This is a genomic window from Acinetobacter seohaensis (assembly GCF_056431365.1).
In genome coordinates, this window is the sequence record NZ_JBWKMK010000043.1 from 1 (window position 1) to 23662 (window position 23662).

The following is a 23662-nucleotide window of genomic DNA, read 5'->3' on the forward strand; positions in this document are numbered from 1 at the left end:
ATCGTTTGAAGGATAAAAAAAGAATTGGGATTCAGCCCCAGGTTGAAACTTAATACGAGATCAAAGGGGTCAATTTTACTTTGCCATTTGTAAGGTAAAAGGGGGCAATTTTAGAATGCCGTTGACAGAACGCCCCACACCGACAAATTCTACGACCTGCTTAATACTGATGAGTTGATTCATCTGAAATGTTTGACCGATAAACGCATTCATGAGGCTAGCTCCTAATCATTGATGCGAGCGGCTATTCGCTCAAATAATAGAGCTGGTCTGTAAAATTTAACGTTAGATATCTTCTCTCCTCTAGCTTAATTCACAGCTCTCACACTCTGATGCAGCCCCTGCTGAATATCCTGTACAAATCCTTCAGTTGAAGTCTGTTGCTCCACAGTCCGGTTCTGTTCTTGTTCAGGGTAGTACTCCTCCAGTACTTCTAAACCTTCCTCTATATCTGTCTCAAACCGTGCATTGGCAAAACCTCGTCTGGCGATATGGTCTACCGCCTCTTGATAAAATCCCGCAGCCTTGCTTTGTTCATCAATTTGCCTGGCCTGGGTAATTGCATCATTCAGACTAATGCCCTCCCGTAAAGTTAGATCCACGTAATACACCGGCTGACGATAGCTTTGTGTTGTGCTTTTACCTCTTAAAGTCAGTTGCAAAGGCAAGCAAGACAATAAGCCTCCTGAAGCTGCGTGGTAATAACTCAGCCGTGCAGCCAAAGTCCGGATACTGTTAAAGCCTGTAGTTCTAAAGATGAAGGTGCCAAACTCATCCGAGTCATCCAGGTTCACATGTAAACGTCCATAAGGTTTGCAGTTGCCGCCTTGTGCCAGAGGACATAAATCTGGTGATGGACAGGGATGTTGCTCTACACCTTGATTGGTTAAACGCTGGCATGTTTCACCGTTGCCGACACAAATCGGGCGACCTGTCTGTCGGTCAAACAAGCTGTACTCAGCACGTAAGTTCAATTCAGGATCATTGAAGATCATCCGCACAGGGATACTACGCAGCTTTTGATTCGGTGCTTGGCTACGCAATTGCTCATCCAAGGGATGTTTGACCCAACCGTCCTTGCCTTGTATTTGACTGGTAATGGTGAACTGATCGTCTTTCTCTGGCAGACGCTTGCCATTCTTTTCTACTACACGACCGATACTGATCCTTCCCAAGATGGGTGGTGTGATTGCTAGACCTTTAATCATGTTGAAATTCCTCTCGTATAGATGTTGATGTTTAGATGTGTTGCACTGTTTGCTAAAAATGAAATCGGCATAAAAAATCCCATGCAGGGCTGCACGGGATTTCAGGTTTCTTCTTGCTGAGTGTTTGGCTCTAGGCTTTGAGCTAATCTTGATAAATGTTGAAACGACGACTGCCTGCTTTCTGCAGTGGGTACTGTTGGATGAGTTCAGGTTGATGCTGTAGTAAGGACTTGGTGTCTAGGCTGATACTATCCTTACTCTTTTTCCATGTCACCGAACCTTGCTGAAATACAGCACGTTCATGTTCCTGCATCAGTGCCTGAACACGATGTTTAAGTAGGTCAAACTGACTTTGGTGCTGTTCAATCTGTTGTTTCTCCTGTATCAGCTGATCAAACAGTTCATTGGCAAGTTCCACCTCCGTTAGATCAACACTGCTCAGTGGGGTATGTTCAGGGTAGAGCTGTTGTAGGGCTTTGGCTGCAGACTCACTGGCATCCACTGCTGGCGGAACGTCATTTTCAACACATTCCCAAAACAGCCGTTCTGCCTGAATGATCTGTTCAATCAGAGCTTCATTACGACTGACTTTGTAGATTTTGGTTTCCTGTCCACACAGCAACACACAAATATGTGCCGCTTGTTTGCCTGTCACCGCCAGTTGATGTTGTACCTGACACAACACATACAGAGGTACGCCTTCCTTCCACAGCTTGGCACCATATTCCCCTGCGGTTTTACATTCCAGTATTTGCACTTCTTCATTACCCACCACGGCATAATCCAAGTTTGCCAACATAAAGGCTTTGTCAGGATCAGGATGCTGCAGCACCGCATTGACCCGACGGACTTTATTATTGGTGTGCATGCTGTAGTATTCTGCAACTAGGGGTTCCAGCTGCTTGCCCCAATATAAAGGTGCGTGTCCTGAGCTTTCATCTTCTATATTTTGCTGTACCCGTCCTGTTTTAATCATCCACAGTTCTAGCATCGACATATAAGGATTCAAGCCACAGGCGGCTGCGGCATCGCTGCTGCCTATTCCCTGTTTACGCACTTCAAGCCATGCCTGATAGTCCAGTTGTTTGGTGTTGATCAGACGTCTGGCATTTAAGCTGCGTTTTGATGGACCTTGTGGTGGATGTAGCTGTCTTGAATCAGCGACAGTAGTTAGGTTGGTTGCGGTTAAAGTGGTGGAATTCACTGTAGGTATTGTAGTTATGCTTTGATTCATGTGATGTTCCTCATCTCAATAGGTTCTAAAAAAACGGCATAAAAAAAGCCACATCCGAAGATGTGGCAAAGAGGGATCGTTGATTAGGAGGACACTGGATCTTACTGATCACATGCCCTGATGATAAAATCTCAAGATTAAATCAAGCTTAAATAGCCAAGTGTAAAGCTTGTTCCAATCCACGTTGTTTCAATGCTGCGCCTGCACCAAACCAAGCAGAATCAAGGCGGTGATCGGTACTCATTGCTCGACGTTCGTGATCCACAAATTCTGTGATCGCACAAAGCAACCCATAAGCGGTGTCTTTGGCTGAAGATAAGTCTGCCCCACGTCCCTGCCCATTAAACATATTCATGACTTTGGTCATGGCACGTCCATTGGGTTCAGTTTTATTGGGCTGTGGATTGGCTTGGGATGCAACATTACGGTAGTACTGAATAATGTTATCTTCCTGTTCCATCGCACTTAGGCTATTGTTGTTAAATACCGCATCAAAATAAGCCGCTGCTTCTTTCTGGGTGACTTTACGTTGGGTGAGTTGTTTCATTTCATACATGTGATCGTTCCATGTTTTCACTGAAATACCGAGTTGATCTTTGACCTTGTCGGCATCGAACTTGGTACTGTGCGGTACTTTGACCACGCCAGCATTGGAACTCTGTCCACGCAAGGCAATCGCTAGAGTGTTGTTACACACCACACGGATATTGGTGAATTGTGCGGTGGTGGCTAAGGTGCCATCACATGCCGTTGCCAGCAGAATATAGCCATTGCTGACATCTCCACCTTTCAATTCTGCAGTTTGTCCTGTACGCGCCAAGGCCCAGAACTTCTTCCCACCTTTTAAGACACCAGCGGTTTCCAGTTCAAAGCCTGATTGTTCAGTCAAATCACGGTAGAATTCCAGAATCTCCATCGGCTGGACTTCCTGATAACGCTGACTGACCACCGATAAAGGGGCATGGGTATCTGAACGATACAGTACCCGTTGTTCTTCATAAGGCATGATGATGCTTTGCCCACGCGAGTTTTGAGCCATGTAACTGACATTGGAGGACTCAATGCGCCAGTCCATACCTGCCTGCTTTGCCCAGACTTCAATCGGTTGGTTTTGACTGAGTTGATTGCCCAGACCATGCCATGGGGTTTGTCCGACATACGCCATGTTTTCAAGTTGATGTGCCATTTGATTATTCCTTATAAACAAAAAAGGCCGCTAGGCATCATCCCTTTACGAGAATGATAACCNAAATTTCTTTCAATTAGGTGGTTGATGGCATGTTGTTGATATGCTTATTTCGGTGTCATCACAATCTGCCTACCATCTTTTAATATAACGGTCACTTCCCTAATATTACGCGGATCACAATCCAAGAAAAATCGCATCGAGTTTCCATAAGTAATCGGATTAGCCCCATCACGATAATCTGCTCTACAATTCCCTCTATTTACAAGTAATCTAGCCACCTCAATACTATCAGAAAGAGAAATGAGATGTAGATATGCAGTTTCAACCAAACTAGACCCGAAGACATAGTTTTTCATCTCAATACGATATTCCATATTGGCATCTGTGTTTTCAACTAATTCAGGATCGTTCGGGTCAGCACGTACACTATTAAAAGCTTCCCACTCTTCTAGCCCTTTTTTAATAAATTCCCGCATCTCCTGAACAGAAGATGTTTCCAAAGAGTTTAAATAATATCCTGCTTGAATTGCAGTTTCTTCTATTGGTGAGGTTCTTAAGGAGTTTAAATCCTCTTTCTCTACCACTGTTAATTCAGCATGTTCCACAACTGGTTGTATTTCAGACTGAATAGTTTTATCTGATGTACCTGTTTTTGCTTTATCACACCCTGTTACAAGCAAAACTACAGATATCAGTATGATCAATTTTTTCATTCCCCCCCCTATAAATCAATTCCTCCTAATTAAAGTTAACTGCCTTGTCTCTGCATGCATTGCTGATAATATTTATCTCTAAATTTTTGCTTTGTTTTTTCATAAGTTGCAAGACCACCACGATCATACTCAAAAGCATCTCGAATGATTGGGCTAAGCTTTTCACGCAACTCCTCATTATTACCTGCCAAAGAAACACTAGCATTCGCAATTTGTCCATGTTTCAATCGCGCATCCATAACTGTTTCAGCTATGTCAGCTTCTTCTTGGCATATTTTTTCCTGACTAGAAATAGAAGAACATCCAACAAAAAACACAGGGGTTAAAGCTAAGACAAGATGATTAATATTCATTTTATTTCAACCCACCACATGCACCAAGAGTATAACCTCTGGCATAATTCATTCTCTTTTGTTCAGCTTCTGTTGTAATAGGCTTATTAAAAAATGGCTTACCATAAGCTTTACGAATATTATCGTAATAGCATGTACAGGATTTTTCAGTATAAACTGCTGTTTTAATTGCCTTATTTGGATACATACATTTTTCAATAAATGCTTTACGATCTCGATCTTCGCTAGAAGAACAAGCAGACAAAACTGGTAAAAGAATGACACTCATAAAACTGAGCAACTGAACCTTCATTAGAACTCCCCCCATATTTTTCTCAAAATAATTAATACTTTATATTGTCGATATATTGAGTAAAAAAATGGTTCTATTAATTAAAATGCATTAAGACCTTGGCTAACAATCGAAATTGAGCCAACTGAAATATTGAAATTAATGAAAAAGTTGAGTTGTTTGAATGACCATGACGGACTCCTATATGCACTAGAAGTTCTACCGAAATCACTGTCAATTGATTATGGTGGCAGAACGAAAAGGGGTTGACAGACTGGGCATATAGAACCAGCACGCGCGGACGCGTCCCCCTCCCGTTCTACCGCAAAGGGGGACGAGAAGGTTTAGCACAGGCCTACTCGAAAAAAGTAATTACCTGTACACTATATGCTCGGTCTGTCAAAACCGACTAGCTAAAAGCTAGCACGTTAAGAATAATAGTAAGAAGGGTTCGAGTCAATTTATATCTACCGCACCACATAACTCTCTATGATAAGCAGCAATATTACAAAATTATTTACAGGCTCAAATTATTTACACCCTCTATTACTCTGACGGTCAGTTATGACCGTCAGAGTCAACTATCTACTAAAGAGCCTTCAAGTGACTTTTTTGATTAATAATGTATAACCCTTTTTTACTATAATACTGCCACCTAGGAAGTAACTACAGTCGAATACCCAAAAGCTCTCATACCTTTAACTCGCACTCTTAGCCGCTGTTCAAGCTTTTTAACATCCATACGAGCTAGATAACTATAAACAGCTTCTAACCTTTCTAAGCCTCTAGGATCATCACGTTTAATCATCCCCAACCCATTCAAATACTTATAACTTTGCTCTTCCTGAACACTTATAGTACTGACTACAGTATTATTTTCATCTTCAATATCATCTTCCGCATCTTTACGGGTATGACAATTCCAATAATAGCCAAGTCCTTCCGTAATTTCATCTATCCAGATCCTACCTATCCACCTAGCCAATTTGCAGTCGTAGGTAGATTTAGAACCATTGTAAATCAGATACAAATGGATGTGGTAACCACCCTGTGGTGCATGTTCAAGACACCATGCATTAGCTATAAGGTTTTCAAAGCACTTATTTTTATTTGCCATACGGTTACACAGTGTTTTGACGTGTCGACGAAACAGTTCAATATCAACCATATGTTGTTTATCAACGTGATACTTTAAATCCACCCTAACAATCAGATTACGGCTATATCGGTTAAACAGATTATCTGTGAGTTGTTTAAGCACTTTTAGCCTACTCTTAACCCTATGTTTGTACTGACGTAAATCACGTAACACTGTTGGTTTATGGACTTGAAACTGATCGCTATAATGCTCTAATAACCCCTCACATATTTCTAGAAGAGACGCATGGGTACAATGACCATTGTGCATTTGTTTAAAGCTATAAAATTCATTGTTAGCTAAGAATTCAAATAATCCGATGTAATCTGTATACACATGATTACAAGAATAGATTTTTCCAAAGTCATCAAGCAGTCTAACAAGTTCAACTAAATCTTTTCTCTTCAGACCTTGCTCAATAACTCTCTTGGTAAAAGCTTCAACTTCAATCAGTAGCTTTGATTCAGGAATAGTATGTTGGTTGAAGTTCATGATGAGTAACTCCGTAATACTCTCATCAGATCAGGTGTTTGAGTATTTTATATTTAGTTATATATTTCATAGATATAATATCTACTACAGCTTTTCAGACAAAAAAAAGCCCTAGGGTTTATAGAGATGTGGAAACATTTAACTCCAATAAATCCTAGGTGATGTGTCATTTTTGATGAAGCTAAAGTTATGCAATGCTTTCATCAGATTTGTACAGAAAAAAGATACAAAAAATGGCATTACATCATGACAACTCATGCGGTTTGTTCTTAACACATCTCTGCTTAGGTCTAGGCTTCTGTCCGGTGGTGTAACGTTTAAATTTTTTGCCGTTTTCCACCCCATCCCATAATATGAATAGGTCAAGAAAACAAAAGCTATGTAAGTAGTATTTCACAAAGCTTTTTCGCAGTTCCTTATTCACTGTCTCGATTTTAATAATATTGTGTCGTAACTCTGGTTTTGGAGAGTAGATCTCACTATTGCGTATACTGACTCTGATCTCATTCGCATGATTTACCAATTTCTTTTTTTCATTATATGTCGAAGTGAATTTCAACAAATACTGCTGCAAAATTTCTAATAAATTGATACTTTGCATTTTAGGATGATCCTCTAAGAACAGAGTCAAATCTGCATATGTCTGTCTACTTGATCGCTCCAAGCAATGGTACTGATCCCAACGTAGCAGATAGCCCTTAATCCAACATAAAGGTTTTGCCGATTGACCTACTCTTAAAAACTCAGTCAGTATCGGTGATTGATCTGATTGCTTCAAACTTTGGTTAGATATAGTAAATTCAACCTGTATACGCAATACGTAAACATCTTCTGACAGCAAATAATTACCATACTTGATCAAATCTTTCGATCTACTTTCTAGAGAGCTAAGAGATAATTTTTTTTGATCTAACAGTTGCTCTTTCAATACGCTTATTTTCTGGTTTAATTGCTGAATGTAGTAACCCATTATATGACTATCAAGTTGCTCTATTTCCCATCGATTTGCCTCCCAAAACTGAAAAAACACTTGTACATTCTGAGAGCAAAATTTTGCTACAGACCTATGAGATACAAAGTCAGGTTTTTCGATTAATCTTTTGAAAAGATTTAGCCACATCCAACCCAATCGAGTTCTCACTGTAGATAAATCTTCAATTGAAAGTGAATAAAAACTTTCTTTATTAGGAATAATGAATAGTTCAGGTTTTGCTACTTTCAAAGTTTCACAAAACACCTCGACTCCCCCTAATAGCGTCGATAAGAGTAAGTCTCCACCTTCATTCGTTGGTAAAAATGAGTATTGTGAATATATGAGATCTGCATAGCTCAAATATTGCTGGATAGGCTTTGCTAAGTGTTTCCGATTAATAAATATCTTTTCATGTAGATTACTATCCCTCTCAGCTTGAGATAGAGGTGTTGATTGATTGACTAATGATAATTTAGACAAATTGGGTGCTAAAGGCCCATCACCGCAATGCAGATTCGGCATATAACCTAAATTAAATCTAATCACCTGCTCTGTCGAAAAAAAAGCACTAAAGATCCAACGCCAACTTTCATTTATTGCTGCTTCGTCATTTTTCCTAATTATGCCGACTGCCTTATTATGTAGATGCTTACGCACAATATCGTTCCAGTTTCGAACAACAAACTTAGTCATTGAAATAAGGCAAATACCTGTCAACACGTTCTCGAATTTTTGAATTAATGTATCTTCTGAAAAGTATTTAGTTTCACTAAGCATCAAAACAAAATGGAGATTGAACCCAAATTTCTGGCTTGGTTCTAACCTAACAAGGAAGTGAATAAGCCTGCTTAATGCACTAACTTCCTGAACAATTCTGTCTATTGTACTTTTTTTGTCGAAATACAATTTTTCATAATCATCACCATCCTGCGGATTAATTGGATAAAGTGAAACATCAAAACAAAAAACATAAATCTGCTGATGCTCTTCTAAACTCCTTTGAAACTTAAATTTGTACTGCTCTTCTTCAGCGGAAAGTAAAAATTGATCACCCTTAAATGTTGAGTCTTCCACCACTTTAGGTTTTAATTTTTCCAAAAGTGCTAAAAATGAATCTTTTTCATATCGATCAAATGCCTTTATAAACGGTACATTATGCGGTGTACATAGTTGCAGTGGTTGTTGTCCTAAATAACTGTTTAGTGTACTAACTGGAGGTTGTGAAGTATCTAAGGGATGAATAAGACCAGCATACTGTGAAATTTTTCTAAATGCTTGTATCTCTAAATACTCATTTTCAGACATGATATATCTTAGATACATCAAGCTCGACATCAATTGATCTAACTCTGAATTCACTAAATCCGGAAACAATTGTAGCTGAGAAATTGTCGGCTCCTGATCGTTTTTGAGCATCAACAATAACTTTTCATAATTTTCTAAGATATCGATAGATTCTTTGAAGATCACGAAGTTTGATTGATTTCCACTTCGCTTTACACTTTCAAAAGACTTCGAATATTTAAAGCGTAACAGCTTAAATAATTCAGGTTTTGTTATTCTCTGAATAAAATCGTAACTTCCCATCGAAACCCCTTATATTTAAAGATTAGAATAGATTTTTTAAATTTATTAATCAGTACTATTTAGCTTAAAAATCATCATCTATTTATGTCATAATTCAGCATAAATATATAGTATTATTCAAAAATAATAATCTATTTCAGACCTTTCTTATGACTAACTTTTAGTTAATTTAAAAATTCTAGATTTTTTTTAGAAATAGCAGATGATCGGAAAAAGGGAAAAAGGGAAAAAGGGAAAAAGGGAAAAAGGGAAAAAGGGAAAAAGGGAAAAAGCCATCATAAAGTTTATTATTATCAGCCTAACTGGATAAAATTTTTATTTAATAATTCTTAACTATAAATAGGTGTAAATTAAAAAAATCATTGTATAAAAGACTCATTAAGCCTAGTTCTATCCCTAGGACTTAATTGTGAGTGACCGTTTTAATTGAAGCTGAATATACTGTTTACCTTCTAATTTCCAACGTCATAGCTTCATCCATGTTTTCACTTTTTCACCATACCACTCCATGATTTTTACACGCTCATCCCAATACTGTGCTCGGTTATATGCCGAGCGAATTCTATTCTGGGGTACGTGAGCAAGTTGGCGTTCAATGGCATCTGGATTAAATAGATTCGACTCGTTTAAGACTGTACTGAATAACGACCTAAAACCATGTGTGGTCATTCGACCTGCATAACCTGAACGTTTGATCACAGCCAAAATAGACTCGCTACGCATTGATTCTTTGTTATTCAAACGATGTGGAAATAGCAGTTCCTGATTATGAATAAGTCTTAATGCCTGAAGCTCAGCAATCATCATGTCCGTCAACGGTACACGATGCGGAAGTCGGTTCTTCATACGCTCTTCAGGGATATCCCACTTACGCCCTTCCAGATCAAACTCTTCCCAGCGTGCTTGCAGCAACTCACTAACCCGAACACCTGTCAGCATAATCAGAATAATGGCATGATGCGTTTGAGCATCACTTGGGTAAGCTCTTACCTTTCTTAAAAATTCAGGCATTTCAGAGGCCGAAAGCGAAGCCAGGTTTTTGACCCGTTTATTCTTGAGGGCATAAACTAAATCACCTGCCGGATTGTCATAGCGGTATCCATGCGCAATAGCGTATTTCATGACCATGCCACAACGAGACAAAGTACGTTTTGCAATTTCAAGCGAGCCTCTTGCCTCAATTTTCTTAATGATCTGCAGAATCTCAGGTGCCTGAATCTGATTAATACGCTTATTAGCAAGAACAATATAAAGCTCATCCAATGAAGCTCGAACATTACTGATGTGTTTGGATGACCAGGTTTCTTTTTGATTATTAAACCAATCTTCTGCAACTTCTTTGAAATAGGGCTTTAAGTCTTCATGCAATACTGAACGTGAGTATCGATGCTTAAGCTCATATGCAAGCTCCCTTGCCTTTTTTAAGCTTAAATCTGGATATGGGCCAAGCGACTCAGACTTACGTTCACCATGGACAGTGACGCGTACATTCCAATATTTTTGACCTTTGGTGGTAATGATGAGGGATAAACCATGTAAATCCGAAAGACGATACTGTTTATCTTTCGGCTGTGCTTTTCTGCATTTAGTATCTGTAAGTGGCATGTCGATTACCCATAATTGATGTATTAATTTCTGGGTAAATTTTCCCAATATTTACCCGCAAAGAGCAAATATGGGGTCAAATAGGATCAGACAATATCGGACAAACAGGCATAAAAAAAATCCTTTAAACATTGAGTTTAAAGGATTTTTTAGATTCCGATGGATTACTTCGGAAAGAATTTTGGTGGAGGTGGCGTCAACTTAACTGAAACTATAACTTACTAATATTTATTTAATTAATTACTCTACATTTTTATGCGTTAATTGATCCAAATAATCAGACCATGCTTGCATCATCACTGAACGCTCCTCCAAATACTTAGTACGGTTGTACGCTCGACCATGCATATCGCGAACCTGATGTGCAAGTTGTTGTTCTATACGTTCAATAGGAAATTTTAGAACTTCATCTAATAAAGTTCTTGCCGTAGCTCTAAAGCCATGCCCTGTTGTCTCACCATTTTCAAAACCATATTGTTTCAATCGTTTATTAATAGTTGATTCACTGATGGTTTTCGTTTTATCTCGCATAGACACAAAACAATATTCGGTATATCCAGTAATGCAATACAATTCTTGGAACAGCTTCAAGACTTGATCAGACAAAGGAACAATATGTTGTAGGGCTGTCTGATTTTTGGTCTTAGGCGGTGTATAGCTCCATGTTCTATTTTTAAAATCGATATCTGCCCATTTTGCTGCACGTAATTCTCCAGGACGCACAAATACATGGGGTAAGATTTTGACTGCATAATCAATAGCAATATCCCCACGACCTGCATGTGTATTAATATTCTTTAATAGTTGTCCTAGCTTTTGCTCATCAGTAATAGCCGCTCGATGCTTAGTTTTACCCACCTTCAAAATACCGCTAATTTGGTCAGCAACGTTAAATTGACATAAACCCAAAGCAATCGCATACCGAAACACCTGAGATGCTTTACTTCTCATTCGCTTTGCTGAGTCAGTCTTACCTTGTCTTTCATAAAGACGGCATACTTCCAAAATTTGAGTGGCTGTTATCGAATCAATGGGGAACTCACCAATAGCAACATAAAGCTTATCCCAGATAAACTGATTCCGACGTTGTGTACTTGGTTCCAGCTCTTCAGTCTTACGGTATTCATCTGCTACTGATCTAAAACTATTATTTCGACATTGGGACTGCTTATCTTGCTTTTGAATTGCTGGGTCAATATTCTGCGCAAGCAGTTCTCTAAACTCACTTCGTTTTGCGCGAGCTCTGGCCAATGTACAACTTGGATAAATACCGATAGCTATAGTGGCTCTTTTCTTAGAGATTGGGCGAATATAATCAAAACGCCAATATGCCCCACCTTTTCTATCTAACAATAGATAAAGGCCACCACCATCTGAAAGCTTAATATTCTTTTCAAATGATTTCTTTTGCATTGATATTGCAGACTTAATTTTTGAGTCAGTCAGACTGATAACTAATTTAGGCATTTTTACGGTATATTTTTGTCAGAAATGGAATGTACCGTAAAAAATACCGTAAAAGATTACGGTATCCTAAAACGCCCTCGGACATTATCGGACAATAAGTAGATATAAGTTATTAATTTTTAATAATATTAGGATTAATTCGGATGTGATCAAACAAGGAAATGGTGCGCTCAGCGGGACTCGAACCCACGCCACAGGCTTCGGAGACCTGTACTCTATCCAGTTGAGCTATGAGCGCGCGCTGCACATCATAACAAAAAATTGCTGAAGGTAAAGCAACTATATATAAGTTACGTATTTTTATGCTTATGCTTTAAACAATGTTCCAAACTTGCAACATAGAATTCCATGTAACTTACTTGGTTTATTGACGCGGATCGCTCACAATAGTAGCTCTATTCCTCAAGTGAGAATTTCATGACTGATGCATTGACGTTAAGGGACGTGTCAAAGACCTATCGAAATGGTTTCCAAGCACTGAAAGGAATTAATTTGACCGTTCCTGAAGGCGAGTTTTATGCCCTACTTGGACCTAATGGTGCAGGTAAATCTACAACCATTAGCATCATCAGTTCTCTTACCAAAAAAACGGCAGGTACTGTCGAAATTTTTGGGCATAATCTAGATACCCAACCATCCCAAGCCAAGCAATGTTTAGGGGTAGTACCGCAAGAATTTAACTTTGGTCAGTTTGAAAAGACGTTTGACATTTTGGTCACACAAGCAGGCTATTACGGTATTCCTAAAAAAGTTGCCGAACAACGTGCCGAAGAATATTTAGAAAAACTGGGTTTGTGGGATAAACGTGCCACTCAAGCGCGTATGCTGTCTGGCGGTATGAAGCGTCGTTTAATGATTGCACGTGCCATGATGCACGAACCGAAACTGCTTATTTTAGATGAACCGACTGCAGGTGTAGATATTGAGCTGCGCCGTTCAATGTGGGATTTCTTGACAGAAATGAATGATAAAGGCACTTCAATCATTCTCACTACCCACTATTTAGAAGAAGCCGAAATGTTGTGTCGTCGTATCGCGATTATTGATCGTGGTGTGATTAAAGAAGACACTTCCATGAAAAACTTCTTAAACCAGTTAAGTGAAGAATCTTTTATTTTCGATTTAGCTGAACCGATTCAACCCATTCATTTAGATATTATTGGTGTACGTTTCAACTTAATTGATGCTGTGACCCTAGAAGTCACTATGGATAAAGCTCACACCTTAAATGATTTATTCCAACTTTTAGAAGCACAAGGCATTCGCGTGCGCAGTATGCGTAATAAGTCCAACCGTCTAGAAGAGTTATTTGTCAAAATGGTCGAAAAGAATTTAGATGGAGCTGCGCAATGAATTTTACCCAACTACGGATTGCACTCTATACCTTAGTGCATAAAGAAGTTCGTCGTTTTATGCGCATATGGCCTCAAACCTTGCTCCCGCCAGCCATCACCATGAGTTTGTACTTTGTGATTTTTGGTAATTTGGTCGGTTCGCGTATTGGTGAAATGGGCGGCTTTAGCTATATGCAATTTATTGTGCCCGGCTTAATTATGATGGCAGTCATTACCAACAGCTATGCCAACGTATCTTCAAGTTTTTTTAGTGCAAAATTCCAGAAAAGCATTGAAGAACTAATCATGAGCCCTGTACCTTTGCATGCCATTTTATGGGGCTATGTTTTGGGTGGTGTTAGTCGTGGCGTATTGGTCGGTATTATTGTCACCACCATGAGTCTATTCTTTACCGACCTTTATATTACCAATTGGTTTGTTACCATTTATACCGTATTAATTACGTCCTTTTTATTTTCATTAGGCGGTTTTATTAATGCTGTTTATGCCAAATCATTTGATGATATTTCTATTATTCCAACTTTTGTACTGACTCCACTGACTTATTTAGGTGGTGTATTCTATGCCATTAGTGCCTTAAGCCCTTTTTGGCAAAATCTCTCTTTAATTAACCCTGTGGTGTATATGGTTAATGCTTTCCGTTACGGCATTTTAGGACATAGTGATGTCAACGTGACGATTTCATTATCTGTGATTACACTATGCTGTGCAGTGCTTTATGGTATTGCCTATCATTTACTTTCTCGTGGTTCAGGAATGCGTGAATAATGAGTGTTGAACAATCTCTTCTTGGTAAAGACACCAATTATCCTACAGAATATCAACCCGATATTTTGTTCCCTATTTCACGTGCTGCTGCACGTGAAAAATATGCAGATGTTGAGGGAATTCAACTCGGGCAAGACTGGTGGCACGTTTTTGAAATTTCGTGGTTGAATGCCGCAGGTGTTCCACAGGTTGCGATTGGTCGGATTACGCTACCTGCTTCATCACCTAACCTGATCGAATCAAAATCATTAAAGCTCTACTTTAATAGTATGAACTTTACTCGCTTTCAGTCTGAAGCCAATTTCATTGAAACTGTTGAGCATGATTTAACGGCTGCAGCACAAGCACCTGTTACGCTAACTTTATTTAAGGTTGATGATTTGGCAATTAGCCAACCTGAAGGTATTTGTATTGATCAGCTCACGCCTGAGCGTTTAGAGCAGCATCCTGACCCAAGTTTATTGCAATTCGATTTAGAACAAGCGGAAGATATAGAGGTACAACTTTTCTCACATTTATTACGCAGCAATTGTCCTGTCACAGGACAACCTGACTGGGGCACGGTTTTTATCCGTTATCAAGGCAAAAAACCTTGTTATCGCAGTATTTTGGCTTATATTATTTCTTATCGTCAGCATAATGGTTTCCATGAACAATGTGTGGAACAGATGTTTGCAGACATCTGGCAAAAATTCGCACCAGAAAAACTGATGGTATATGCAACCTATACACGTCGTGGTGGTTTAGACATTAACCCTTGCCGTGTATCGGACTTAACATGGATGCCTCGCCCTATTCGTTTAGCGCGACAATAACAACATTGAGGTTGAACAATGCCATTTTTTGGATTCATTCCATCTGCAGAATTATTAAATACGATTGAAACTGCACAACAGAAAAAAAATTCAAGTGAGCCGCTGTACCCACTGCGCGACAAAACCGCATTAATGATTAATGAAGAAATCATTGATGCCATTTTAACCGAGTTGGTACGTCGTTTTCCTGCCAGCGATAAACGCGACACTGCCGAAAAACTTGCGGGCTATGTCAAATCTACCGTTGCAGTACTCCTAAAACAATTATTAAGCAAAGCGCCAAATGATGTCGTGAAACAATCGATTGAATTTTCTGAGCGCAGTAGCTTTAAAGATGCAGCAGGCAATGCACGTGTAGGTGAAACGCTCGATGCAAGTTTAGTGACCAACCTGAAACACAACTATGCCGAAATTCAAGCAGGCAATGAAGTGAACAAAGCTGCTTTAACCGAACTATATAAACAGTTTGCAGAAGCGACGGTACGCCACTTTATGAGCGACTTTAACAAAACCCTCGATTTGGGCATGATTAAGCGTAAAGCAGCAGATATTGGCGCAGCAGCGGTAATTAAAGCTGTCCATATTGCGGTGGATAAAATCATCCCAAATTTAACCAAAGAGGAACTCTTGGTTTTAGCGGAATATCACGACACCTTATTCCATCATTAATATCAGTGGGTTTAACTCATAATGCGTTTTAAGCCCTTTTGTTGCATGTTAAGTGCAAAATGCCTGATTTTGATCAGGCATTTTTATATGCAATGCAATATCAGGATATGTCTGCAACTTTTGCACAATCAAGAATAACTTTTTGCACCTAGATTGAATTTTGTTACAAATCCTGCGCGCTTTTTACACATTCTTTGTCTATTTTTGTATAAGTTTTTGCAAACCAGTCACGCATGAATGCTATCTTAGCCGCTTACTTCGCTTTCGCAGTTTGGCCCCAATAGCGGCTTATTCTTCATATATAAGTAGCAACTTATTTACTGCATATAAATAAGTTGTGTAAATCATCAATTTGGAATTTTCCTCAATATGTTCAAACTTGATTTTTATAACAAACTAAAACGTCTTTCTTTACTCATTGGTGCATTTTCTATCACCAGTTTTTGTCAGGCCAATGATTTCCAAAATCATCCGTCTTATGCCAGTTTTAAACAAAAAACCATGCAGACCTATGGCTTGAGTGCAGCACAAGTCGATTGGGCGATGGAAGGCTCTAAAAACTTACCCAATATCATCAACATCATGAACCGCCCAGGCGAAAGTAAGCCTTGGTACGACTATAAAACCAATTTCCTTGCAGAAAGCACTATTCAGCGCGGTGTGCGCTTTAAACAACAATATGCAGACACGCTCAATCGTGCTGAACAGCAATTTGGTGTACCGCAATCCATTATTTTAGGGATTCTGGGTGTAGAAACAGGTTTTGGAAGCAATAAGGGCTCTTTTGTAACCCGTGATGCCCTTGCCACCTTAGGCTTTGGTTATGAACGTCGCGCGGAATACTTTAAAGATGAACTCGCAGCACTGATCGCATGGTCATATAAAGATGGTGTGCCAACTTCTTCAATTGTTGGTTCTTATGCAGGTGCTGTTGGTTATCCGCAGTTTATGCCTAGCAATATTCCAAAATTTGGGGTCGATTATGACGGCAACGGACATATTGATCTACGCAACTCGGCAGTCGATGCCATTGGCTCCATTGCAAACTACTTGGCACAACATGGCTGGCAGCGCAATCAACCCATTGCATTTGCTGCACGATATACAGGCAACAATCCTGACAGTGTCATTGCCAAAGATTTGACCCTGCCAACACCTTATGGGGTTTTAAAATCGCAAGGCGTGATGCCAATGAATCCAATTGTGCAAATAGATGACCTCGACTTGGTCAATGTCATTCAATTACAAGAAAATTATGGTCATATCTACTATATAACCTACCCAAATTTTCAGGTGATTACGACTTATAACCGTAGCCGTATGTATGCGACTGCACTGTGGTTATTGGGCACTGAAATTGCGAGTCGCTAAGTACAAATTTAAATATAAAACCAAAAAGTCAAGAAATATTTTTGACAATTTGATCACAAAACAAACTTTTTACATACAATGTTACAATATTGATTATTTTTTAATCAAATAGAGTTGGTTTTTGGTACTTTTTGTCATTATTTTCGTATAAAGACTAGACACCTTTAGTGAGGGATGAATATTATCCATTTCGTCAAATGTAGTCGAAAAAGTGAAATTACAGACAGGATTACCACTATTTCAATCAGTTAAGAGCGAAATAAGTTAAAAATTCTGTCTTCAGGAGTTCAAACCATGCATAGTTCACTTAAATACTTACTTGCACTTTCTGCAGCTGTTGCCCTAAGTCAGTCGCAAGCTGAAATGGTGCAATCATCATTCAACAATGATAATGAGTCATCTAGCCTAGCTGCGCGTGTACTGAACAAAGAAGCACAAAGTTTTAATTCACATTTCTCAAATTTGAATAGCCTTTCAATCACCGAACGTTCAGGCGACCAAATCCGTCGTCAAACGATTGCAGCGAAAATTGAAATTCCTGCTGAAGAGCCTTCAGTGATTGAAAAGTTAAATACAGTGGCATCGAACACTGTACGTAAATTTAGCCAAACAGGTATGGCATCTTGGTACGGTCGTCAATTCCACGGTCGTAAAACTGCAAGCGGTGAAACGTTCGACATGAACGCAATGACTGCTGCACACCGTAGCCTGCCGCTAAACTGCTATATTCGCGTAACCAATAAAAACAATGGTAAAAGCGTTGTAGTTAAAGTAAATGACCGTGGTCCATTCCATGGCAACCGTGTACTCGATCTTTCTTATGGCGCTGCAAAACAATTGGGCATCACCAATGCAGGTACTGCCAAAGTAAGCATTGAGCGTATTGACGGTCCAAACTCTTAAGATTCGCTTACACGACTTCACATTTGACTTGAAAGCCACAGCAATGTGGCTTTTTTAATGCCTGTAAGATTTACAGTCATCCCATGCATGTCTGCACAAAGATGATCCACACAAATTTTGTTGCCACTTCATTTTGAAAATATGAATACTGTTTTGACCGCCTCACTGTTCTCAGTTATATTTTAGACAGTCAAACAATAACAACGGATGATCGGTCTACAGGAGTAGCACATGAAGACAGTAAGCGAGTGGCTAGATGAATACAGCGAGAGCCATCAAAATAAAACCAATAAATTAATTCACTGGGTGTGCGTACCTACGATCTTTTTTTCGATTGTCGGCATCTTGGCGCATTTCAGCGCTTTACTAACAACATTACTTCTGGTGCTCAGTTTTATTTTTTATGCACGTTTAGACTTGGTTCTTGCAGTTGCAATGGCAGCATTAATGCTGGTAATGGCATGGCTGATTTATGTTTTGCCTGTTGGAATGGGTTTTTATATCGCAATTTTTGTTTTGGCGTGGATTGGGCAGTTTTATGGTCACAAAGTTGAAGGGAAAAAGCCTTCATTCTTCAAAGACCTCCAATTCCTTCTCATTGGCCCAATTTGGTGCATGGATGCCTATTTAGGTAAAATCCTACCCTCTTGGAAAACACGTCGTAAAAACAGCATTATGAGCATTTAAACGCTATATCCTATTTTCGTTATCGGAAGAACCGTTATTGATAGGTTCTTCCTTGATGTTTTAACCATCCGCCCACGTGTTTATTTGCTGGATCATGATGCGTCCAGTGAATCACCCCACCCTTATCTGAGTATTCATATTCACCAAAAAACTCAACAGTATCACCTTTTGCAATATTGGTAATTCGTGGTGCAAGATCAATATTATGTGCAACCAATACAGTTTGCCCATTATTCAGTTTTAAAATAAATTTTTGATGACGTGAGCCTTCGTTGTCATCCGCTAACACTGCAATGACCTGCCCACTCGCACGGACTTGTAAATCGCTCTGTTTGCGCTCAAACGCACGTTCAATCAGCTGAACACCCTGAGCATCATCTTGCAGCGCATCTCGCTGTACGTCTAACTGCTCTTTTTCAGTTTGCGATGTGCGAGCAGTACTTGTAGATGGTGCATTTGATGTTTCAGACTGAAACTGCTGTAAATCTATGCCAAAAAATGCAGCAATTAGCACTACAATAATTGCGCCGATGCTTAAATTCTTTTTATTTGCCATATAACCTTCTTGTTCTGATTCCACCCTATACGATTAAGTCAATTATTCGTAACATACTGATTTAAAATTAATATCTTTAATCTTCATCTCAATATTTATGCCACGATTGCATATTGCCAAAATCTATATTCACAAAAAAGCCCCAAAATAAATTGGGGCTTTCCTTACAAAATATTTTACCTTAAGTAAAAATTATTTTGCAGCAGCTTGAGCAGCAGCAACTTCTTCAGCGAAGCTCATTTCTGCTTTTTTCTCAATACCTTCGCCTACTTCGAAACGAACGAATTGAGCAACAGTTGTACCAGTTGCTTTTAATACTTCAGCAACTTTCTTCTCGTTGTCAATTACGTACATTTGACGATCAAGCGCAACTTCGTTCAAGTATTTTTCAACTGAACCAGTTACCATCTTCTCTACGATGTTTGCAGGCTTACCAGATTCAACTGCTTTCGCTTCTGCAATTTCTTTCTCTTTAGCGATAAGATCAGCAGGAACTTGTTCAGCAGTAACAGCAACTGGGTTGAATGCAGCAACGTGCATTGCAATACCTTTACCAGTCGCAGCATCACCTGTGTAAGAAACAACAACACCGATTTTTAAACCGTGCTTGTACACAGCAAGGTTTTCACCTTCAACGATTTGTGCACGACGAACTTGGATGTTTTCACCAATTTTTTGAACAAGTGCAACACGTGTTTCTTCAACAGTTACGCCATCTTCAAGTTTAAGTTCAGCAATTTTAGCAGCATCAGTTTCGTTTGCAGCAAGAGCAGCAGCAGCAACTTTCGCAGAGAAACCAGCAAAGTTTTCGTCTTTTGCAACGAAGTCAGTTTGACAGTTTACTTCTAAAAGAATCGCTTTGTTGCCTTCTTGAACGATTGTGATTGCACCGTCAGCAGCAATGTTACCTGCTTTTTTAGCAGCTTTTGCTTGACCAGATTTACGAAGGTTGTCAATCGCTAATTCGATGTCACCGCCCGCTTCTGTTAATGCTTTTTTACATTCCATCATTGCTAGACCAGTACGATCACGCAATTCTTTAACCATGCTTGCTGTAACTGCAGTCATGTTTATCTCCTAAAATCGGTAGAAAATGAATTCTTTTTTTAACAGAAACGGCCCAGAGGGTGTCTCTTGGGCCGTCTGCATACATGACGCTTACTTTGCCACCATCACATGTCGCAAAAATGACAAGCTTACGTCAAAACGCATTAAGCCTCAGAAGCAGGAGCTTCTTCGCCTTTTGCTTGAGCATTGGCTTGAGTTTGAGCGTATTCTTTACCAGCAATGATCGCATCAGCCATTGAAGAAGCGTAAAGTGTTACTGCACGGATCGCATCGTCGTTACCCGGAATAACGTAGTCTACGTTGTCTGGGTTAGAGTTTGTATCAACGATACCGATTACAGGAATACCTAAGTTTTTCGCTTCTTTAATTGCAATTGCTTCGTGATCAACGTCAATTACGAATAATGCGTCAGGTAAACCACCCATGTTTTTCACACCGCCTAAAGCGCGCTCAAGTTTTTCCATTTCACGGCTACGCTCTAAAGCTTCACGTTTAGTAAGCTTAGCAAAAGTACCGTCAGTAGACTGAACTTGAAGATCTTTTAAACGGCTGATAGATTGGCGAAGTGTTTTCCAGTTCGTCAACATACCACCTAACCAACGGTGATCTACATACGGTTGACCAGCGCGTTGAGCTTGTTCACGGATGATTGCAGAAGCAGCACGTTTTGTACCAACGAACAAAACTTTGTTCTTTTTGCTAGCCAATTGGTTTGCAAAGTTCAAAGCATCATTTAACGCAGGAACAGTGTGTTCAAGGTTGATGATGTGAATTTTGTTACGCGCACCAAAGATGTATTGACGCATCTTTGGGTTCCAGAAACGTGTTTGGTGACCAAAGTGTGCGCCAGCTTGAAGAAGGTCGCGCATGCTTACGTTGTAATCTGCCATTTTCTTTACCTTAAATGTTTGGGTTAGGCCTCCATATATCCGCATTCTCCACCCCAAAGGGCACCCAGAGTAATGTGACGATATATGTGCGGATTTTTAATTTCCCTTTTACCAAGCTCTTTGAAACATATTCATAAAAAGCATTTGATAAAATGGGCGGCTATTTATACCATAGTCACACACAAATTTCCAAAAGTTTTTAAAGATCATGAACACAACTTATCAAGCACCTCGTCGACTCATCAAAACCGCAGAAGATATTGAAAAAATGCGCGTGGCAGGACGACTGGCGGCAGAAGTTTTGGAGATGATCAAAGCACACGTTAAACCAGGCGTTACTACGCTCGAACTGGATACGATTTGCCATGACTATATTGTCAATCAGCAACAAGCTATTCCTGCCTGCTTAGGTTATGGTGCTGCTCCGGGTCGTCCAGCATTCCAACACACCATTTGCACATCGGTTAACCATGTGGTTTGTCACGGTATTCCGTCAGAAAGTAAAGTGCTGAAGAAAGGCGATATTTTAAATATTGATGTCACAGTCATTAAAGATGGTTTCCACGGCGATACCAATATGATGTATATCGTGGGTGGTGAAACTTCCATTTTAGCCAATCGTTTATGCAAAGTTGCCCAAGAAGCGATGTATCGCGGTATGGCAACCGTTAAACCCGGTTCAACCATTGGTGATATTGGTCATGCGATTCAAAAATATGTTGAATCTGAACGCTTTAGTGTCGTGCGTGAATATTGCGGTCATGGTATTGGGACTACCTTCCACGATGAGCCACAAGTATTGCACTATGGTCAAGCCAACACAGGCATGATTTTAGAAGAAGGTATGACTTTTACCATTGAACCAATGGTCAATGCAGGCGTATGGCAAACCAAATTACTTGGCGATAAATGGACAGTGGTGACCAAAGACCACAAATTATCGGCACAGTTTGAACACACCATTTTGGTCACCAAAGATGGCTTGGAAGTGCTGACTGCCCGCCCTGATGAAGATTTATCACGCTTTACTGCATAACGTGTTTGCAGCCAAAATCTGTCATTGGCTAAAAATTTAACCCGTATGTCAAAAAGATCAGTTCCGACTGGTCTTTTTTATTAATTTCAACGCATACAATTTCTATAAAATCTTTTTATTTCAAACCAATAGAACTTTAAAGCCATCCAATAAAACAAGCATTTTCACGTATTCAACAGTTTTGGATTTAACAAAACACCTGCACACTTTTCCAGTTATTCACAAAAGTTTAAAAAAATATCTTGTAAAAACAACAGTTTTATTTTTCCAGTCCATTTCATAATGCCTTGCATAACAATGCCGTAAATAACAACAAGCAAAATTGGACATGGAGTTCCACAATGAAAAAAACACTATGCTGTTTGGCACTGAGTAGTTTGCCAGTCATCAGTTATGCCAACTCACCTTATTTTAGTTTAAAAGATGGTGATGGTTTTAAACGCTTTTCTGTTTCGGTAGGTGCGCTGCACGTTATGCCACAAGGCAAAGCACAACCTTTTCGGGTCAATACAGCCATTCACAACGGCTACACAGCCGATGTCGGTGAGGTTCAATCTCAAACTGTAAGAGATAATTTACGTGACGGTTTTGAGCCACCCGTATTATTAAGTGGGGCATTAAATTTGCTGCCTACCGTTCCTGCCAACATGAGTGGACAAGCCACAATTTCAGGTTTGGAACAATGGGATAATCCTGGTACAGGTTTAGAAGCAGATGATGTCACCACGCTGGGTATCATCAGCAACTATTTCTTTACCGATAATATTTCCTTTGAAGTCAAAGGTGGTATTCCCCCTAAAGTTGATTTACAAGGCAAAGGTAAAATCTATGCACCCTTTTCAGCAATTGCACGTCCATTAGGTGGTGCATTGGGTGAGCTTGAATTACAAAATGATATTTTCATTACCGATTTAGAAGCACATGGCCCTGCTGCTTCTGCCCGTGCATGGACACCTGCATTTGAGTTTCAATACCATTTTGGCAAAACTGGTGTAAATAAATTCCGTCCTTATGTCGGTGTCGGTTTAATGTACGCTTATTTTAATGAATTAGAAATTAACCCACGCACTGAACAAGACCTAATCGCCGCAGGTCACATGATTGCAAATATTAAAGAAGGAAAAGCGGGCGCATCTTTAGAAAGCAAGCCAAGTTCAGCCAATCCTAAAGTTGAATTAGATGCGACCGGCTTTGTTGCACAAACCTAGCCTATAAGGTTTATTCAGTCCTATAATTTCAAAATGAATAAACCTACTCCTAAAACTTATCGTACAACCAACTGGTCTTCCTATAATCGCGCTCTCATTAATCGGG

General features: G+C 39.5%; 22 protein-coding genes, 1 tRNA gene and 1 pseudogene. 9 read left to right on the forward strand and 15 right to left on the reverse strand.

What is annotated here, in order from left to right:
- Positions 1-126: 126 nt before the first annotated feature.
- The 12 genes and pseudogenes from AC07E5_RS07330 to AC07E5_RS07385 all read right to left on the reverse strand — a co-directional run.
- Positions 127-213: pseudogene (locus tag AC07E5_RS07330) on the reverse strand (AlpA family transcriptional regulator); the annotation flags it as partial.
- Between the two features lie 95 nt (positions 214-308).
- Positions 309-1208 (reverse strand): recombination directionality factor, encoded by a 900-nt coding sequence (locus AC07E5_RS07335; protein WP_498625128.1) that lies wholly within the window; start codon positions 1206-1208, stop codon positions 309-311.
- A gap of 142 nt (positions 1209-1350) precedes the next feature.
- Positions 1351-2442, reverse strand: a complete 1092-nt coding sequence (locus AC07E5_RS07340; RefSeq protein ID WP_498625129.1) for a YqaJ viral recombinase family nuclease — start codon at positions 2440-2442, stop codon at positions 1351-1353.
- Positions 2443-2590: 148 nt separating this feature from the next.
- Positions 2591-3628, reverse strand: a complete 1038-nt coding sequence (locus AC07E5_RS07345; RefSeq protein ID WP_498625131.1) for a DUF932 domain-containing protein — start codon at positions 3626-3628, stop codon at positions 2591-2593.
- 107 nt (positions 3629-3735) lie between these two features.
- Complete coding sequence (locus AC07E5_RS07350; protein WP_498625132.1) at positions 3736-4344, reverse strand: hypothetical protein; 609 nt, start codon at positions 4342-4344, stop codon at positions 3736-3738.
- A 35-nt stretch (positions 4345-4379) separates the two neighbouring features.
- Positions 4380-4697 carry a hypothetical protein gene (locus AC07E5_RS07355; RefSeq protein ID WP_498625133.1) on the reverse strand — a complete coding sequence of 106 codons (318 nt, stop codon included), beginning with the start codon at positions 4695-4697 and terminating at the stop codon, positions 4380-4382.
- Between the two features lies 1 nt (position 4698).
- Entirely contained in the window at positions 4699-4989 is a 291-nt protein-coding gene (locus AC07E5_RS07360) for a hypothetical protein (RefSeq protein ID WP_498625135.1), read from the reverse strand.
- A gap of 634 nt (positions 4990-5623) precedes the next feature.
- Entirely contained in the window at positions 5624-6598 is a 975-nt protein-coding gene (locus AC07E5_RS07365) for a YagK/YfjJ domain-containing protein (protein WP_498625137.1), read from the reverse strand.
- Positions 6599-6842: 244 nt separating this feature from the next.
- On the reverse strand, positions 6843-9158 hold the full coding sequence (locus tag AC07E5_RS07370) for a hypothetical protein (protein WP_498625138.1): 2316 nt from the start codon (positions 9156-9158) through the stop codon (positions 6843-6845).
- A 465-nt stretch (positions 9159-9623) separates the two neighbouring features.
- On the reverse strand, positions 9624-10763 hold the full coding sequence (locus tag AC07E5_RS07375) for a tyrosine-type recombinase/integrase (RefSeq protein ID WP_498625139.1): 1140 nt from the start codon (positions 10761-10763) through the stop codon (positions 9624-9626).
- Between the two features lie 240 nt (positions 10764-11003).
- Complete coding sequence (locus tag AC07E5_RS07380; RefSeq protein ID WP_148334575.1) at positions 11004-12230, reverse strand: tyrosine-type recombinase/integrase; 1227 nt, start codon at positions 12228-12230, stop codon at positions 11004-11006.
- 162 nt (positions 12231-12392) lie between these two features.
- Positions 12393-12468: transfer RNA gene (locus AC07E5_RS07385), tRNA-Arg, on the reverse strand.
- 179 nt (positions 12469-12647) lie between these two features.
- Here AC07E5_RS07385 and AC07E5_RS07390 point away from each other — a divergent pair.
- The 7 genes from AC07E5_RS07390 to AC07E5_RS07420 all read left to right on the forward strand — a co-directional run bounded on the left by AC07E5_RS07390 (position 12648) and on the right by AC07E5_RS07420 (position 18798).
- Positions 12648-13583, forward strand: coding sequence for an ABC transporter ATP-binding protein (locus AC07E5_RS07390; RefSeq protein ID WP_096902394.1), 936 nt, complete (start codon positions 12648-12650; stop codon positions 13581-13583).
- Positions 13580-14353, forward strand: a complete 774-nt coding sequence (locus tag AC07E5_RS07395; protein ID WP_096902393.1) for an ABC transporter permease — start codon at positions 13580-13582, stop codon at positions 14351-14353. The genes AC07E5_RS07390 and AC07E5_RS07395 overlap by 4 nt, the downstream gene beginning before the upstream one ends.
- Entirely contained in the window at positions 14353-15168 is an 816-nt protein-coding gene (gene queF, locus AC07E5_RS07400; RefSeq protein ID WP_004972810.1) for an NADPH-dependent 7-cyano-7-deazaguanine reductase QueF, read from the forward strand. Before AC07E5_RS07395 ends, queF begins: the two co-directional genes overlap by 1 nt.
- Positions 15169-15186: 18 nt before the next feature.
- Positions 15187-15837, forward strand: coding sequence for a hypothetical protein (locus AC07E5_RS07405; RefSeq protein WP_070152374.1), 651 nt, complete (start codon positions 15187-15189; stop codon positions 15835-15837).
- A 369-nt stretch (positions 15838-16206) separates the two neighbouring features.
- Positions 16207-17208, forward strand: coding sequence for a lytic murein transglycosylase B (gene mltB, locus AC07E5_RS07410; protein ID WP_096902392.1), 1002 nt, complete (start codon positions 16207-16209; stop codon positions 17206-17208).
- A 294-nt stretch (positions 17209-17502) separates the two neighbouring features.
- A complete protein-coding gene (locus AC07E5_RS07415) occupies positions 17503-18111 on the forward strand; it encodes a septal ring lytic transglycosylase RlpA family protein (protein WP_004972798.1) in 609 nt (202 codons plus the stop codon).
- Between the two features lie 231 nt (positions 18112-18342).
- Complete coding sequence (locus tag AC07E5_RS07420; protein WP_004972797.1) at positions 18343-18798, forward strand: Mpo1 family 2-hydroxy fatty acid dioxygenase; 456 nt, start codon at positions 18343-18345, stop codon at positions 18796-18798.
- A 34-nt stretch (positions 18799-18832) separates the two neighbouring features.
- On the opposite strand, the gene AC07E5_RS07425 is transcribed toward AC07E5_RS07420, so the two are convergent.
- The 3 genes from AC07E5_RS07425 to rpsB all read right to left on the reverse strand — a co-directional run bounded on the left by AC07E5_RS07425 (position 18833) and on the right by rpsB (position 21312).
- The gene (locus AC07E5_RS07425) at positions 18833-19354 is read right to left on the reverse strand and encodes a DUF3465 domain-containing protein (RefSeq protein ID WP_004972795.1); all 522 of its coding nucleotides are present in this window, start codon (positions 19352-19354) and stop codon (positions 18833-18835) included.
- Between the two features lie 192 nt (positions 19355-19546).
- Positions 19547-20422, reverse strand: a complete 876-nt coding sequence (tsf, locus tag AC07E5_RS07430) for a translation elongation factor Ts (RefSeq protein ID WP_498625141.1) — start codon at positions 20420-20422, stop codon at positions 19547-19549.
- 143 nt (positions 20423-20565) lie between these two features.
- Positions 20566-21312 (reverse strand): 30S ribosomal protein S2, encoded by a 747-nt coding sequence (gene rpsB, locus AC07E5_RS07435; protein WP_004972791.1) that lies wholly within the window; start codon positions 21310-21312, stop codon positions 20566-20568.
- Positions 21313-21520: 208 nt separating this feature from the next.
- On the opposite strand from rpsB, the gene map reads away from it, so the two are divergent.
- Both map and AC07E5_RS07445 read left to right on the forward strand, forming a co-directional pair.
- The gene (gene map, locus AC07E5_RS07440) at positions 21521-22348 is read left to right on the forward strand and encodes a type I methionyl aminopeptidase (RefSeq protein ID WP_004972787.1); all 828 of its coding nucleotides are present in this window, start codon (positions 21521-21523) and stop codon (positions 22346-22348) included.
- A 341-nt stretch (positions 22349-22689) separates the two neighbouring features.
- The gene (locus tag AC07E5_RS07445; RefSeq protein ID WP_498625143.1) at positions 22690-23556 is read left to right on the forward strand and encodes an OmpW/AlkL family protein; all 867 of its coding nucleotides are present in this window, start codon (positions 22690-22692) and stop codon (positions 23554-23556) included.
- The last annotated feature ends 106 nt before the right edge of the window (positions 23557-23662 follow it).

What these genes read in the sequence shown, in the direction of transcription:
- tsf (WP_498625141.1), bottom strand. Translation starts at nt 20,422, where the DNA reads ATGACTGCAGTTACAGCAAGCATGGTTAAAGAATTGCGTGATCGTACT.
- AC07E5_RS07340 (WP_498625129.1), bottom strand. Translation starts at nt 2,442, where the DNA reads ATGAATCAAAGCATAACTACAATACCTACAGTGAATTCCACCACTTTA.
- AC07E5_RS07350 (WP_498625132.1), bottom strand. Translation starts at nt 4,344, where the DNA reads ATGAAAAAATTGATCATACTGATATCTGTAGTTTTGCTTGTAACAGGG.
- AC07E5_RS07420 (WP_004972797.1), top strand. Translation starts at nt 18,343, where the DNA reads ATGAAGACAGTAAGCGAGTGGCTAGATGAATACAGCGAGAGCCATCAA.
- AC07E5_RS07395 (WP_096902393.1), top strand. Translation starts at nt 13,580, where the DNA reads ATGAATTTTACCCAACTACGGATTGCACTCTATACCTTAGTGCATAAA.
- AC07E5_RS07355 (WP_498625133.1), bottom strand. Translation starts at nt 4,697, where the DNA reads ATGAATATTAATCATCTTGTCTTAGCTTTAACCCCTGTGTTTTTTGTT.
- AC07E5_RS07380 (WP_148334575.1), bottom strand. Translation starts at nt 12,230, where the DNA reads ATGCCTAAATTAGTTATCAGTCTGACTGACTCAAAAATTAAGTCTGCA.
- AC07E5_RS07415 (WP_004972798.1), top strand. Translation starts at nt 17,503, where the DNA reads ATGCATAGTTCACTTAAATACTTACTTGCACTTTCTGCAGCTGTTGCC.
- AC07E5_RS07365 (WP_498625137.1), bottom strand. Translation starts at nt 6,598, where the DNA reads ATGAACTTCAACCAACATACTATTCCTGAATCAAAGCTACTGATTGAA.
- queF (WP_004972810.1), top strand. Translation starts at nt 14,353, where the DNA reads ATGAGTGTTGAACAATCTCTTCTTGGTAAAGACACCAATTATCCTACA.
- AC07E5_RS07345 (WP_498625131.1), bottom strand. Translation starts at nt 3,628, where the DNA reads ATGGCACATCAACTTGAAAACATGGCGTATGTCGGACAAACCCCATGG.
- AC07E5_RS07375 (WP_498625139.1), bottom strand. Translation starts at nt 10,763, where the DNA reads ATGCCACTTACAGATACTAAATGCAGAAAAGCACAGCCGAAAGATAAA.
- rpsB (WP_004972791.1), bottom strand. Translation starts at nt 21,312, where the DNA reads ATGGCAGATTACAACGTAAGCATGCGCGACCTTCTTCAAGCTGGCGCA.
- AC07E5_RS07445 (WP_498625143.1), top strand. Translation starts at nt 22,690, where the DNA reads ATGAAAAAAACACTATGCTGTTTGGCACTGAGTAGTTTGCCAGTCATC.
- AC07E5_RS07360 (WP_498625135.1), bottom strand. Translation starts at nt 4,989, where the DNA reads ATGAAGGTTCAGTTGCTCAGTTTTATGAGTGTCATTCTTTTACCAGTT.
- AC07E5_RS07405 (WP_070152374.1), top strand. Translation starts at nt 15,187, where the DNA reads ATGCCATTTTTTGGATTCATTCCATCTGCAGAATTATTAAATACGATT.
- AC07E5_RS07370 (WP_498625138.1), bottom strand. Translation starts at nt 9,158, where the DNA reads ATGGGAAGTTACGATTTTATTCAGAGAATAACAAAACCTGAATTATTT.
- AC07E5_RS07390 (WP_096902394.1), top strand. Translation starts at nt 12,648, where the DNA reads ATGACTGATGCATTGACGTTAAGGGACGTGTCAAAGACCTATCGAAAT.
- AC07E5_RS07335 (WP_498625128.1), bottom strand. Translation starts at nt 1,208, where the DNA reads ATGATTAAAGGTCTAGCAATCACACCACCCATCTTGGGAAGGATCAGT.
- map (WP_004972787.1), top strand. Translation starts at nt 21,521, where the DNA reads ATGAACACAACTTATCAAGCACCTCGTCGACTCATCAAAACCGCAGAA.
- mltB (WP_096902392.1), top strand. Translation starts at nt 16,207, where the DNA reads ATGTTCAAACTTGATTTTTATAACAAACTAAAACGTCTTTCTTTACTC.
- AC07E5_RS07425 (WP_004972795.1), bottom strand. Translation starts at nt 19,354, where the DNA reads ATGGCAAATAAAAAGAATTTAAGCATCGGCGCAATTATTGTAGTGCTA.